Genomic DNA, 14,034 nt, shown 5'->3' on the forward strand with positions numbered 1-14,034 from the left:
CGGATAGGGTTTTTGTTTTATACGTATTTTTGAATTATCAAAGAACTATTATAAGATGACTAAAGAAAAACTTGTCGATATGACTCGTGGAGCTATTGTGTTCTATGATTTCGTTTAAGTTTTGTAAGATAAATAGTTGTTTATTTCCTTTTTTTAGAGAGAATAGTTGTGAAAAAAACGAACCCTAATTCAAGCTAAAGAATTAGGATTCGTTTTATAAGTTTAAGGTTTGAAGTCTTTTATTATAGATTTAATTTCTACTCAGTAGTTATCCCTGTAATTTTGATTCTAAATAATTAAGCATTTCATTTGTAATTGGTTTTGATAAAAAATCGATGACCATAGGGTAGTTTTTTGATTTTTGATGATCTTCAGGGTCTATGGTAGAGGAGAGGACGATTATTTTGGTGTTTACAGAAGCATATTTTTCGGTATTAAAATTGTCCAGAAATTCCCAGCCATCCATTACTGGCATGTTTAAATCCAAAAAAATTAATTCCGGTATTTTTTCTTCTTTTTTATTTAGGATGGAATCGAAGTATTGTAATGCTTCCTCTCCATTTTTAGCTGTAGCTATTTTATTGGAAAAAGAAGCTTTCGAGATTACTTTTTTACATAACATAAGTGTTATCGGGTCGTCATCGACACATAGAATTAAATCTAACATGTTATTTGTTTTTAAATGTTATTGTAATTGTAGTTCCTTTGTTTACCTGGCTTTCAATAGAGATTGTTCCTTTCATAGCTTCTACTTGTGATTTGACTAAGTATAAACCTAAACCTTTGCTGTCTGGGTAATCATGAAATCTTTGATATAGTCCAAAAATTTTATCTTTGTTTTTAACGAGGTCAATTCCGATACCATTGTCTTTGAATGAGAGTTGTATGGTGTCGTCCACTTGATGTGCTGCAATAGTTATTCTTAAAACTCGATTGTTAGCTCTGTATTTTAGTGAATTTGTTAGTAAATTTAATAATATACTTTCTAAATAAGCTTTGTTTGTATTTAAGAGATTGACATGTTCTATGTCTAATTTTAAAATAGGTTTACTTAATTCTATTTGGGTGGTTAATTGATTGAAAACATTTTCAAAAATATCTTTAAGCGAAATATTTTCGGTTTCAATGGCAATATTATCTTTAATAATCATGACTTTAGTCAAGTCTTCGATGGTTTCGTTTAGTAGATGAGTAGATTTATTAAAACCATCAATGATTTCTTTTAGTTCAGAATCTTCGATTTCAATGTCTTCAATTAGGTTTAAAAGTCCGGTAAGATTAGACATTGGAGCTCTTAAATTGTGAGAGGTGATGTATGAGAATTGTTTTAAATCTTTATTGTTTTGAGTCAATTCTTTAATGAGTTGTTCTTTTTCTTTTTCCTGATTTTTTTCTTCGGTTACATCTCTTTGAATCGAAACCCAATGCGATAATTCTTGTTCGGCATTGTAAATTGGAATCATTGTAAAACGAAGCCAGAATTCAGTTTTGTCTTTTCTGTAAGATTTAATTTCAAGTAAACCTTCTTCTTTGTTTTTTATGGTTTCTAAAATTCTTTTTAAAACAGTAATATCCGTATTTGGACCTCTTAAAATGCTTAAGGAATTATTGATTATTTCTTCAGATTTGTATCCGGTCATTTGTGTGAATGCCGGGTTTACATAGATAACTTTAGGTAGTAGATTTTTGTTAAAGTTGGCTTCAGTGATTACAATTGATTCTTTGGTTTGTAAAATTACAGTTTCCAATAATTTTAGTCGAAGTTCTTCTTCTTTTTGTTTGGTAATATCCTGAAGTGCTCCAATCATTCTGATGGCTTTTCCATTTTCATCTTTTAGAAGAAAACCTCTGTCAAGAACGTATTTGTAAGTGTCGTCGGCGCATTTAAAACGATATTCATCCTGCCATTTTTCAGTTTTTTGTTCTATAAATGAATATAGTTTTATAGACATTTTGATACTGTCTTCAGGATGTATGTTTCCAAACCACCAACTTGAGCTGTCGCCAACCTGATCTTCTTCGTAGCCAAAAACTGCTTTTATCCCTTTGCTCCAACTGAGTTTATCTTCCTGAATTTTCCAGTCCCAAATAGTGTCACTTGTCGCTTTGGCAACAATATCGTACTTATCATTGGATTCTTTGATTTCGTTATTGGTATTTTCTAATCTTTCAAAAATGGTTTTGTTTTTATTTTCATTTCTGGTCAGGATAAATCTAATAGCTACTGCCGTTAGAAATATTAAAATAAAATCTTTAATCAGATTAAAAAGGAGGTAATTTTCGGGAGCTAAATAAACCGAGGAGACTTTGTATAAAAAAGTCGCCAAAACAACGGCAATAAGTAAGTATATTATTGTTATTTGATTGGTTTTGGTTTTCATTAATCAAATATAATTAATAAATGTTAATAGTAAAATTTCCAGTGAAACTTATTTAATTTTTCGATAATGATAGAGATATGGCTAAAAGCGTCTATTAATAGCAAAGTGTATTGAGAATTATTTTTTATATCAAAATAAAGTGTACCTTTGCAGCCATTAAAAATCACAGATGGAAGCTATTAGAAACATTGCAATTATTGCCCACGTCGATCACGGTAAGACCACTTTGGTTGATAAAATTATGTATCATTGTCAGTTATTTCGTGAAAACGAAAATACTGGAGATTTGATCCTTGATAACAACGATTTAGAGCGTGAAAGAGGTATTACAATTACTTCAAAAAACGTTTCGGTTTCTTATAAAGGAACAAAAATCAATATTATTGATACTCCTGGGCACGCCGATTTTGGTGGAGAGGTAGAACGTGTATTGAACATGGCCGATGGTGTATGTTTGTTAGTAGATGCTTTTGAAGGGCCAATGCCTCAAACGCGTTTTGTATTGCAAAAAGCAATTGATTTAGGATTAAAACCTTGCGTAGTAATCAATAAAGTAGATAAAGAAAACTGTACTCCTGAGGAAGTTCATGAAAAAGTTTTTGATTTAATGTTTGAATTAGGTGCTACTGAAGAACAGTTGGATTTCCCGGCAGTTTATGGTTCTGCTAAAAATAACTGGATGTCTGAGGATTGGAAAGTTCAAACAGAAAATATTGAGCCTTTATTAGACATGGTAATTGCTAATGTGCCAGCTCCTAAAGTTTCTGAAGGAACGCCACAAATGTTGATTACTTCATTAGATTTCTCTTCATTTACAGGACGTATTGCTATTGGTCGTTTAGAAAGAGGTACTTTAAAAGAAGGAATGCCAATTTCATTGGTTAAAAGAGATGGTAAAGTTATCAAATCAAGAATAAAAGAATTACATACTTTTGAAGGTCTTGGACGTAAAAAAGTAGAAGAAGTTCAGGCTGGAGATATTTGTGCGGTTGTAGGTATTGAAGGATTTGAAATTGGAGATACCATCGCTGATTATGAAAATCCGGAAGCTTTACAAACCATTGCTATCGATGAGCCAACCATGAGTATGTTGTTTACCATTAACGATTCGCCTTTCTTTGGTAAAGAAGGAAAATTTGTTACATCGAGACACATCCGTGAAAGATTGACTAAAGAATTAGAGAAAAACTTAGCAATGCGTGTTGCTGAAACTGATTCTGCTGATAAATTTATGGTTTTTGGACGTGGGGTATTACACTTATCGGTTCTTATCGAAACCATGAGAAGAGAAGGTTATGAGTTACAAATTGGTCAGCCACAAGTAATCATCAAAGAAGTTGATGGTGTGAAATGTGAGCCAATTGAGGAATTAACGATCGACTTACCTGAAAATCTTTCGGGTAGAGCTGTAGAATTTGTTTCTATTCGTAAAGGTGAAATGCTTTCTATGGAAGGAAAAGGAGAGCGTATGATTGTTAAATTTAATATTCCATCCCGTGGAATTATTGGTTTAAGAAATCAATTGCTTACTGCAACTGCCGGTGAAGCGATTATGTCACACCGTTTTATTGGTTATGAGCCATACAAAGGAGAAATTCCTGGACGTAACAATGGTTCGTTAATTTCTATGGAAAATGGAAAAGCAATTCCTTATTCTATCGATAAATTACAAGACAGAGGTAAATTCTTTGTGGATCCAAACGAAGATATTTACGAAGGTCAGGTAATTGGTGAAAACACTCGTAGTGATGATATGACTGTGAATGTGACTAAAACGAAAAAATTATCTAACGTTCGTTCTTCGGGAGCTGATGATAAAGCAAGAATTATTCCTGCTATCAAATTCTCTTTAGAGGAAGCTTTAGAGTATATTCAAAAAGATGAGTACGTAGAGGTTACTCCAAAATCACTTCGTTTAAGAAAAATTTATTTATCTGAAACTGATAGAAAAAGATTTAAAATCTAATTTTTAAATCTTAAACATAAAAAATCCCAAGTTTCATAATTGAAATTTGGGATTTTTTTTTGAGGTTTGTTTAGCGTTTTAGACTAAAATGTCCTTTGAGTTCCTGGCCGTTTTCCAGTTTGACAGAAAACCAATAATCGTCGGAAGGAAGCAATTTTCCATTAAATGTACCATCCCAACCTAGACCTTGAGGATTAATATCTTTGATAAGTTTACCATATCGGTCAAAAATGTGGATAACAGTTTTCGAATTGAATTCAGAGTTGATTCCCTTGATGTTCCAGTAATCGTTGAAACCATCATTGTTTGGAGTAAAAAATCGAGGAATACCAAGAATTGCTACCGATTGAAAAGTCACGCCACAACCATTTTTATCCCTAATATAAACTTGATGAATTCCGGCAGGTACATTTTCAAAAAGATTGGTGTCCTGATAGAAGTTTTCAGCGTCGTCCAAACTGTATTCGTAAGCACCAACACCTTCAACCAGAATTAAAAGCGTGTTGTTTTCGCTTAATTCACCTACTTCAATAGTGTTAATTCGGGCAATTTCGGAAGCAGTAACAGTAATCGTTCTGGTTCGGCTGCACCCTTTTTGAGAAATTACCTCTACGGTATAAATTCCCGCTTTATTAACTGATAAAGTTGGATTGGTTTGACTGCTTAGAATTTGATTGTCTTTTGACCAAATGTAAGTATAATCAGTAGTAGGACTACCATCAAGAATTCCGGCATCTAAGGTTATATAATAATTTGGCAGGTTATTACAAATATACCTGTCAGCCAAATGATTAGCATTGATGTCAATATCCGGTTTAGGATTGACTTTAAGAGTAATATGTGGGCCAACGCCAAAACAGCTGTTGTCTAAATCATTATCAACGCGAGCCCAAATCTTTTGTTCATTGGGAGCGAGTGTATTGCGATAAGTTGTGGTGTTGGTAATTTCATTTGTTTCAGATAAAGCATCAGCTAATGTTTCGTAATATTTGATAGAATAATTGTTTTTAGGATCTGGTAATAATGCTAAAATATCGTTTTGAGCACTACTGAAATCAAATTCAGTAATTCCGTCATAATCATCATTTGTGGCATCGATATAGTCATCGCAGTTTTCAAATACTACGTTGAAAGAGGACGGAATTTGTGTGGCTGAAACTACTAAATCTATTTTTGCAACAGAGAAACATGCATTGTTATTTTCAATTCTGCACCAAATGCTTGTCCCGTTGTTTGCTATATATGCTAACGGATTGGCTATTTTTTTAGAAGTATCATTTGTATTTGCGGCTATAGCTGTTGAGAAATAACTGAATGTTTCGTTTTCGTAATTAGTTGAAATTTCATTGTTTTTAACAGTAAGGTTAAAAGTGCTTTTGGCATCTAAATCATCATCACATTGTTTAATAGAAATATTATTTACAACAGGTAAATCGTAAACGATTAAAGTGGTTTCGTTGGAAAGTAAACCGCAACTATTTCCATTTCGGTTAATGAAAACGCGGAATTTGTAATTATTCATGGTTTTTGAAACGGAATCAATATGCAGATGGTTTGTTGCAACTCCCGAATAAGTACTATTGCTAGGTATATCACTCCAATTGATTCCATCTGTAGAAAGTTGCCATTGATAACTGTCGCCATTTGCTGTAATAGAAATGGAAGTATTTTGTAATTCGCAGCTTGGAGAAGTAATAGGTTGATTGGTTATTATAATTGGAGCAGCAATACTGTAATTTGGATTAGGAGTTGTATAGCCATTAGTACGGCTGGTTACCACACCATTATTATCAACATTTGGCGGGAAAACAGAACCTAAAATTCCATTTCCGTTTGAATATGTAAATCCAGCCTCAATCACATCGAAACAAGTATCACCATCACTATCCAGGTCTCTGTAGTTTTTTATTCCATCATTATCGGTGTCGGTATTGTTGCTTCCGGTTTCAATACTGTCGTAAATTCCGTCATTGTCACTATCCCAATCTAAATAATCCGGAATACCGTCAGTATCTGTGTCAACAGGAGTTAAATTTGTTTCGAAAATGTCGTATAAACCATTACGATTGGTGTCAGTAGTATTTAAAACAAAGTTATTGCTTTGACTTTCTGTTAAATCAGGAATGCCGTCATTATCGCTGTCAGGATCTAATTCGTCTTCTATGTTATCACTATCTGAGTCTTTTGGTACGCAAACAGCGAAAAATTTCAAAGTACTTTTGTTGATTTCTGTATCCGAAAGGTTTGTATGTGTGAAACTAATTGAATTGGTTAAATGCGTTAAAAACTTAAAATTTGTAGAACCAGCAGCTAATGGTGTAATGCCGTTTATTTGGAAACGGATTTCAAATGAAGAATATTCGGTTACACTGCTTTCGTAAATTCCGTCATAATTCGTATCAATCAATAATTCATTATTTGGGTTTAAAACCGTAATGGTTTTGTCAATATCTGAGGAAATAACGTATTGAGCATTTGCATTTAATAAATCAGTTGAATTTGCTGTTGTAACATATTCTATTCCGGTACTCATTGGTTTTGTGAAATTGAGTGTATATTTTACAAAATTTCCTTTTCCGGCAGGAGTTTCTGAAACAAAACTTCCATCGGGATTTCCTGCAAATGGATTGCTACTTGCTACAGTTGATGTACTGATTGTTCCGGTAAACGAATTAGGATAATCTCCAATATTAATATTTCCGGAATTTAAATTCGTAAGATTGAGATTTTGATTTCCGTAAGATTCCGTGCAATTAGTAATTCCGTCATTGTCATTATCAAGGTCAATGTTGTCATTTACACCATCATTATCCATGTCAGAAGGACAATTGCTTACAGGAATGATATCTGATAAAAGAGTAACGTCACAACCGGAAATACTTCCTTTTACCTGATAATATCCGGGTTGAGTTGGAGTGTAAGAATTTGAGTTGGAATCATCAATTAGAGTATTATTAAAATACCATTGATAACTATCATAGGTTAAGCTGGAACTTACTTTTAATATCAGATTTGGAATACAGGCAGATGTTGTTAGCGCAATTTTATCAGAGGCAATTTCAGGTTTAGCGTCAAATCCCGAATAATAGCCACCATAAGTCGCCGCATCATTGGTGCCATAATAAGAAACATAAACCTGACGGCTAGATTTAATGCTGATGTTTCCAGAAAGATTCTCGACCGAGTAGCGTACATAATTTGGGTTTCCGATAACAGCTACAGGGCTGGTATTGACAGGATTGTTGTTAATTAAAACTGTTGCATCTCTTTCGGTAACGATATTTAATCCTCCGGAATAATTAACATCTCCAATTTTATCAATTAACGGAATATTATCAACTATATTTGGCGTAGAGCAATTTAAAGGCGGAACAAAAAAAAGATTTTGATTGGCAGCGGGATTGTTTTTGAGATTTGTTTGGGTATAAGGAGGAAGATTCTTTTTTAATCCGCCAATGCATTGGTAGGCAAATACGTTTTCAGTAGTTCTTATGTATAAATTATTGTTGATAAATTGAAATCCGTCTATGGGAACATATTCTCCGGCTTGTAAAACATAATTAGGAGTTGTGTTTCCGTTTAAATATATTTCTGTATTGGGTTTGTGTGCGATTAATAAAACGCGTTCTATTTCATCAGTTCCCAATCCTTTTACAAAAATGTATTCTTTTCCGGTTTTTTCGTAAGGAACAATTTGATCAAATCCTAAATCTCTTCCATTGGGTCTTATATTGTTATTTCCATAGTCCGTTACTTCAGTATCATTGCTACCTCCAAAAGATCCTGAGTTAATAACGATAGATTTATCTGATTGGACTAAAGCTCCAATTAAATTAGAACTGTTTGAAATCGTATTATTATCGTTTTCTAATGCAATAACATAGCTTTCGTTTTTGTTTAAATTAAGAGTAATCGGACCGGAAATAATGGTGCCGTTGACTAAAAGTGTTCCGTTAGGAATATTCGAAATTGTAACGGTTGTGTTGTTTTCGGTAGCGAGTATCGAAGCAAAATTAAGAAGCGTAGGGTCGTTTAAAGGATTAAGCATTGCACCAAGCCGGAAAGTAGTTCCTAAAGCGCTGTTTCCCTTGGTTACTAATCCGCCGGCATGATTATAAACTTTGCGATCTGGGTCAAAACCGGAATTTACTCTTATGCTGCAGAATATCAAATCGTCAGCTTCTATGATGTATCCTTTATTTGATAGCTTTCCGGTAGCTGTTTTTGGCGTAAGGAGTTGGGTATTGTCACCAAAACCTATTTGATAGACATAAGGATTGGTGTTGCTAACAGTAGCATTGATAATCTGACCGCCAATAGCGATGATTTTCAGTGCAACATTTTTAGTACTTGGGGTAGAAATATATAAATAATGATCTCCGGTTAATAAATTATCATTTTGGCTGGTTAACGGCGGAATATAATGCGTCTTACTAAATTGTGCCCAACAATTCAGTACCATGAAAAATAAGCTTATCAAGAAAATTTTCCTCATTCGATAAATATATAAATAAGTTGTGATTATTTACCTTTTTAATGAAAAATGGCCTTTTATGTTTTTACCATCTTCAAAAATCAGATAGAACCAATAATCATCAGCAGGAAGTAAATGACCGTTGAAAGTTCCGTTCCAATTCAGATTTGAGGAGTTGAACTGTTTGAGGAGTTTTCCATAACGATCAAAAATAGCAATAGTAGCTTGGGGCAGTGTATTTAGGTTTTTTATGGTCCAGGTATCGTTAAAACCATCCGAATTAGGAGTAAAAAAACGCGGATAATCTAAAATTATAAAAGGAAAAAGAATAGATTCACTACAATCGTTTTTATCTCTGGCATAAGCGGTATAGCTTCCGGCTGAAAGGTTAAAAAATTCGGGATTGTCCTGATAGAAATCTCCGTCGATAGAGAATTCGTAATTTCCGGAACCGCTGTATTCGATCACTGCCGTGTTATTATTTCCGTCAAAATCATGAGTTTGAACTCCAGTTATGATTGCTGTTTGATTGGGAATATTGTCGTTTGAAATTTTCAAAGTTAATTTGGCATAATTTGCACAATTATAGGAATTAGTGACTTTGGCAATGAGCGTTTGGTTTGGCGATTGGTTAATGTAATTTGAAGGATTCAGAATAGGATTGCTGTCAGATTGAGCATCGCTACTATTTTCATAATAAATGACGTTGCTTAAAGTTGTGTCGTTGTTTTTTATAAAATCATCAGCCTGAGATAAATCAAAAACTTCTTTTCCGTCTCCGTCAAAATCGCAATGCATTAAGGTGTAATCGTTTAAAACAATTTCGGGAGTGTATTCTATTTTAATTTCATTGGAGGAAACACAGCCGGAAGGGGTTAGTGTTACTTCTACTTTGTAAGTTCCCGGCGCTGTTACGGTGTAGGACGGATTGGTTTCAGTAGTTAATAATACGCCGTCTTTGTACCATTTGTAATTAAAAGTAGCCGATAATTGGGTGTCGATTATATAGTTTTCACCAAAACATATCGCGTTATTGGTTGCTAATAATTTATCGGCTCCTAAGTCAATAACGGAGTTAAAACTCGCCGCTTCAATAAAAATTGCCGAATCATATAAAGGATTTCGGTCATCGGCAACCACTAATTTAATGTGATAAGTAGTTCCGGGAATAACATTAGTTCGCGAATTAAGAACTTTAGTTTGTCCGGCATAATTTATAGGGCTGGAATTGTTTGGTGTATTATTAAATTGTCCAAAAAAAGAGGCATTAGATGCAGTACAGGATTTTACGTTTCCAAACGGATCCACAAATGCAATCGCCGGATGAATATTAGTGGAAGAAACCGGAGTTGTCGAATTTGGAATCACGGCTAAATTCCGGTAAGGATTAGTGCTGTTTTTTTCTTTGATTAAAAAAGCAAAACCATCCGAAAAACGGCAAGGATAATCATCCTGATACTCATTAGAAGCAAAAAGATAATTAAAGCTAATGGCATTAGTTTGAGGAGTAAAATCAAATTCTAAAACAGTCGCATTTACCGAATTGATATTTAACGTTTGATCCAAATCAGTATCGCCAAGCCAGGAATCGCTTCCTTCTCCGGGAGTTCTTACAAATGGTCCTGCCGATTGCGTACTGCTCCAACTGCTCAATACAATCCCGGATTGAAACGGAAAGTTAGCCGAGCTGTTACTAAAGGTTCCATAGCTGTTTTTACCAGAAGTAAAAGTATCGCCGCTAACTGATTCATTGGCAATTTGCAGACAGGAGCTGTTTTGGGTGAGTAAGTTTACCAGTTCGGCGGCGTTTTTAGTGTCGTCAATAGTAATGCTTTGTGCCCGCAATTGCAGGCTGAAATGGTGTAAAAACAAACAGAGAATTATAGTTCTTGCGACTTTCATAGTCTTACAAAGTTACTATAATTCTCTGTTTTTAAGAAGCGTACTTTTCTTTTAAAAAAGGCTTTATTTTACTTCATTTTCAAATAATAAGGTCGCTTTTTTTAGTTTTTCGGAGTTGATGGGTTTTACAATGTAATTGGTTACCATCGGGTATTTTTTTGTCATTTCTAAATCGCAGGGATCAATGGAAGAGGAAACAATAAAAACGACAATCTTTTTGCCAAATGAAATTTGATTTAGTTCGTCTAAAAACTGCCAACCGTCCAAAACGGGCATGTTCAAATCTAATAAAATAACATCCGGAAGTTTGGATAAATCAGAGGTGTTTTTTTTGAGTTCGTCTAAAGCGGTTTGAGGATTATGAAATGCAGTTATTTCTTCGCAAAAATTATTTTTTGTGATAATCATACTCATTAACCTAATTGATAATTGGTCGTCATCAATAATGTAAGTAAGTTTATTTTTCATCAAAATAGAGTTTAAATGTACTGCCTAATCCTTCGGTGCTTTCTAATTCAATTTTTCCATTCATGGCTTCAATTTGATTTTTAACAATAAATAAACCTATGCCTTTTGCATCATCATTTCCATGAAAAGTTTTGTACATGCCAAAAAGTTTGTGTTTGTGTTTTTCGGTGTTAATTCCTAAACCATTGTCTTTAAAAAGAATAATGTGATAGTTTTCCTGGTTTTGATAACTTATTTCCAATCGCGGAATCCGTTCAGGAGATTGGTATTTAATGGCGTTAGTCACTAAATTTTGCAGCATATTTTCTAAGTAAGCCGGAATTACATTAATGTTTAAATCGCCGGGAATATCCTGTGTAATGGCAATTTTGTTATGAAAAAGGCTGCTAACTTTTTCAATTTCCGACTTCAAATGAACACTGGTTTTGTTAATATTGCTATTTTTTTGAATAGTAATTACCTCGTTTAAGTTTTCTACGGTTTCAGCCAGTTTTTCGGTTCCTTCTTTAAACATATCGATGAAGGTGAGCTTTTCATTGATATCGTCGGTGTTTTCGATAACGTCCAAAACCATCTGTAAATTACTGGTGTGGGAACGAATATTATGAGAAACAATATGCGTAAAATTCAGTAATTTATTGTTTTGCTGACTGGTCACTTCTAACAATTCTTTGAGTTCTATTTCTTTCTCTTTAGTAGCTGTTATATCTCTGCCAATAGCAATGAATTTCGAACAAATTCCGTTTTCGTTAAAAACAGGAGTAATGTTTAATTCGAACCAGTATTTTTGATTTTGTTTGTCAAAATGATGAAAAACTACTTTAGTCGCTGTTTTTTGCTGAATGGATTGCGAAATTTTATTTAAGGTTTCACTATTTATTTGGGGCGAAAAACAGAAAAAATCAGGTTTTTTTCCAATGATTTTCGGCAAAGTTGAACCACTTAATTTCATATAAGCCTGATTTGCCCAAATGGCTTCTCCTTCGGCATTGGTTATAATTATACTATCCGTGGTTTCAGAACCAATGAGTGATAATAGACAGAGGTCTTTTTCGATGTCTTTGGGTTGATTTACGCCTTTAAAAGTCCCGTGAATTCTGCTAATTTGATTTTGAGCCAATTCAATTTGGCAAATGCATTCCAACAGTTTAATGGTTTTATTAGCCGTAATAATTTGTATTTTTCCAAAACTGGGAACGTCGTTTTTAAATGCTTCATTAATAATTGTTTTAAAAGCAATGAAATTTTTCCGGTTAATAAAGTGAGTGCAATTTTTAAAATTTGGAATAAAATCTTCGTTGACTTCAAATAGTTCTCTGGTTTTTGCGTCCCAGGAAATTGTATTTGTGTTTAAGTTGATAGCCCATTTTCCAATTTCAAAAGATTCTTTAGTATAAACTTCCTGTTTAGTTTTCATAAATTGGCATAGTAAAGAATTGTTTTTAAGGATTGATTTGTGGGGGTATCTTTTGTGTAAAAATTGTATTCTTTTAATGATTTGTATTAGGTATAAATACTTATAAAAAGTATTCAGAAAAATAAAAATACTTAAGAATACCAGTGCGAACAAATAAAATCGATGAACGACATGCTTTTTTTTACTTAATTTTAACTTTACCCAAAAGACGTTTTTTTAGATGTTGATAACCAGTAATTAAGCGGTTTTTGGGTTGTTAAGTGTTTTTTTTGTAAATTCAGGTTTTCTCAAACTTTTCGCCTGATTTTGCTTTCAAATAATTAATGTAAATTTGCATAAATACCAGCATACATGAGTGAGATTTCTCCGTTGTTTAAAAAACCAACATACCCCATCAATAATTTTCTTTTTGATTATTTAGAACGTTTTGACCGGATTTCAAAAGTGGCGATTGCTTATGACGATTTGCTGCGTTTTTCGGGTTCTGTCAATGTTTATGATAAAAATGATAATGACACTTTATGGGCAAGAGTTTTTTATAATGAATATGAAAGAAATGAGATAGATTTAACCTTAAAAAAAATCTATTCCTTACTGCATTCCGACGGGAATTTGGACATTATTAAATTCCTGAATGTCGATGCTATTGATTATTGTACTTTTGGAAATTCGAAACCTTTTCGAATAAAAGTGCGTAATGTGCTGAATGATAATTATGTTCATTTTTATATTAAAAAAGCCGATGCTTCCCGAATTTACGGTTTGGAATTAGAACATATTTTGTCGCCGGATAAAATTAATTTTTTGGTGTATGGCGATACTTTAATTGAGGAACATATTATAGGAATTCCGGGAGATGTTTTTATGGAAACGGCTCTTCAAAACTGTTCAGAACATGAAAAGGCTCAAATTGCAAAAGAATTTGTCAAATTCAACGAGCGTTGCATGATTCGGCTTTTGGGCGATATGCGCGCTTATAATTATGTGATTGTTCCTATTCACGATTTTGATCAGGTGGTTTATAAAATTCGGGCAATCGATTTTGACCAGCAATGTTACGAAGGGAATTTTAAGATTTATCGTCCGCAATTTTTCAAAGAAAATTTCCCAATGATTCAATTAATTAAGGAGAAATTACAGGATAGTTCTATCGAGCAATATAAAAATGAAGAGCGAGCAGCTCTGGCCAAAAGAATTCTTTCTGCCGAAACCCGAATTCAAAAAATTCTCCGCATCATGGCTAATGATACCATTGCACCCGAAGCACATATCAAACAATTAAAAATGGAATTGTATCGTTATACCAATGATTTGAATTTTAAAAATGCCACAAGTATGGGCTATTTGTTGAGTGCCGCTTTTAAATATGTTACCCGAAATTTCAAACATCCCGACTTATTTAAGCCTGGTTTTTAAATTTAATTTT

8 protein-coding genes are annotated in these 14,034 nt (G+C 33.5%); 2 read left to right on the top strand and 6 right to left on the bottom strand.

All coding sequences use genetic code 11. The features are described from left to right. Positions 1-268: 268 nt before the first annotated feature. Both B6A10_RS15460 and B6A10_RS15465 read right to left on the bottom strand, forming a co-directional pair. Positions 269-667, bottom strand: a complete 399-nt coding sequence (locus tag B6A10_RS15460) for a response regulator (protein WP_188221587.1) — start codon at positions 665-667, stop codon at positions 269-271. A gap of 1 nt (position 668) precedes the next feature. Then, positions 669-2,381, bottom strand: coding sequence for a PAS domain-containing sensor histidine kinase (locus B6A10_RS15465; protein ID WP_188221588.1), 1,713 nt, complete (start codon positions 2,379-2,381; stop codon positions 669-671). Between the two features lie 169 nt (positions 2,382-2,550). On the opposite strand from B6A10_RS15465, the gene typA reads away from it, so the two are divergent. Beyond that, complete coding sequence (gene typA, locus B6A10_RS15470; RefSeq protein ID WP_055092923.1) at positions 2,551-4,347, top strand: translational GTPase TypA; 1,797 nt, start codon at positions 2,551-2,553, stop codon at positions 4,345-4,347. Positions 4,348-4,417: 70 nt separating this feature from the next. Here the strand turns inward: typA and B6A10_RS15475 are convergent, their stop codons facing one another. From B6A10_RS15475 to B6A10_RS15490, 4 genes are all read right to left on the bottom strand, one after another. After that, the gene (locus B6A10_RS15475) at positions 4,418-8,809 is read right to left on the bottom strand and encodes a T9SS type B sorting domain-containing protein (RefSeq protein WP_238929428.1); all 4,392 of its coding nucleotides are present in this window, start codon (positions 8,807-8,809) and stop codon (positions 4,418-4,420) included. Between the two features lie 63 nt (positions 8,810-8,872). Then, positions 8,873-10,723, bottom strand: a complete 1,851-nt coding sequence (locus B6A10_RS15480) for a T9SS type B sorting domain-containing protein (protein WP_188221590.1) — start codon at positions 10,721-10,723, stop codon at positions 8,873-8,875. 63 nt (positions 10,724-10,786) lie between these two features. Then, positions 10,787-11,191, bottom strand: a complete 405-nt coding sequence (locus tag B6A10_RS15485; RefSeq protein WP_188221591.1) for a response regulator — start codon at positions 11,189-11,191, stop codon at positions 10,787-10,789. Next, positions 11,181-12,608 carry a PAS domain-containing sensor histidine kinase gene (locus B6A10_RS15490; protein ID WP_188221592.1) on the bottom strand — a complete coding sequence of 476 codons (1,428 nt, stop codon included), beginning with the start codon at positions 12,606-12,608 and terminating at the stop codon, positions 11,181-11,183. Before B6A10_RS15490 ends, B6A10_RS15485 begins: the two co-directional genes overlap by 11 nt. A gap of 351 nt (positions 12,609-12,959) precedes the next feature. Here B6A10_RS15490 and B6A10_RS15495 point away from each other — a divergent pair, with 351 nt between their 5' ends. Continuing rightward, entirely contained in the window at positions 12,960-14,024 is a 1,065-nt protein-coding gene (locus B6A10_RS15495; RefSeq protein ID WP_055092916.1) for a hypothetical protein, read from the top strand. Positions 14,025-14,034 lie beyond the last annotated feature (10 nt).

Origin of the sequence: Flavobacterium pokkalii (genome assembly GCF_014596575.1) — a bacterium.
In the GTDB taxonomy this organism is placed as follows: Bacteria; Bacteroidota; Bacteroidia; order Flavobacteriales; family Flavobacteriaceae; genus Flavobacterium; species Flavobacterium pokkalii.

What these genes read in the sequence shown, in the direction of transcription:
- B6A10_RS15465 (WP_188221588.1), bottom strand. Translation starts at nt 2,381, where the DNA reads ATGAAAACCAAAACCAATCAAATAACAATAATATACTTACTTATTGCC.
- B6A10_RS15475 (WP_238929428.1), bottom strand. Translation starts at nt 8,809, where the DNA reads ATGGTACTGAATTGTTGGGCACAATTTAGTAAGACGCATTATATTCCG.
- B6A10_RS15480 (WP_188221590.1), bottom strand. Translation starts at nt 10,723, where the DNA reads ATGAAAGTCGCAAGAACTATAATTCTCTGTTTGTTTTTACACCATTTC.
- B6A10_RS15485 (WP_188221591.1), bottom strand. Translation starts at nt 11,191, where the DNA reads ATGAAAAATAAACTTACTTACATTATTGATGACGACCAATTATCAATT.
- B6A10_RS15460 (WP_188221587.1), bottom strand. Translation starts at nt 667, where the DNA reads ATGTTAGATTTAATTCTATGTGTCGATGACGACCCGATAACACTTATG.
- B6A10_RS15490 (WP_188221592.1), bottom strand. Translation starts at nt 12,608, where the DNA reads ATGAAAACTAAACAGGAAGTTTATACTAAAGAATCTTTTGAAATTGGA.
- B6A10_RS15495 (WP_055092916.1), top strand. Translation starts at nt 12,960, where the DNA reads ATGAGTGAGATTTCTCCGTTGTTTAAAAAACCAACATACCCCATCAAT.
- typA (WP_055092923.1), top strand. Translation starts at nt 2,551, where the DNA reads ATGGAAGCTATTAGAAACATTGCAATTATTGCCCACGTCGATCACGGT.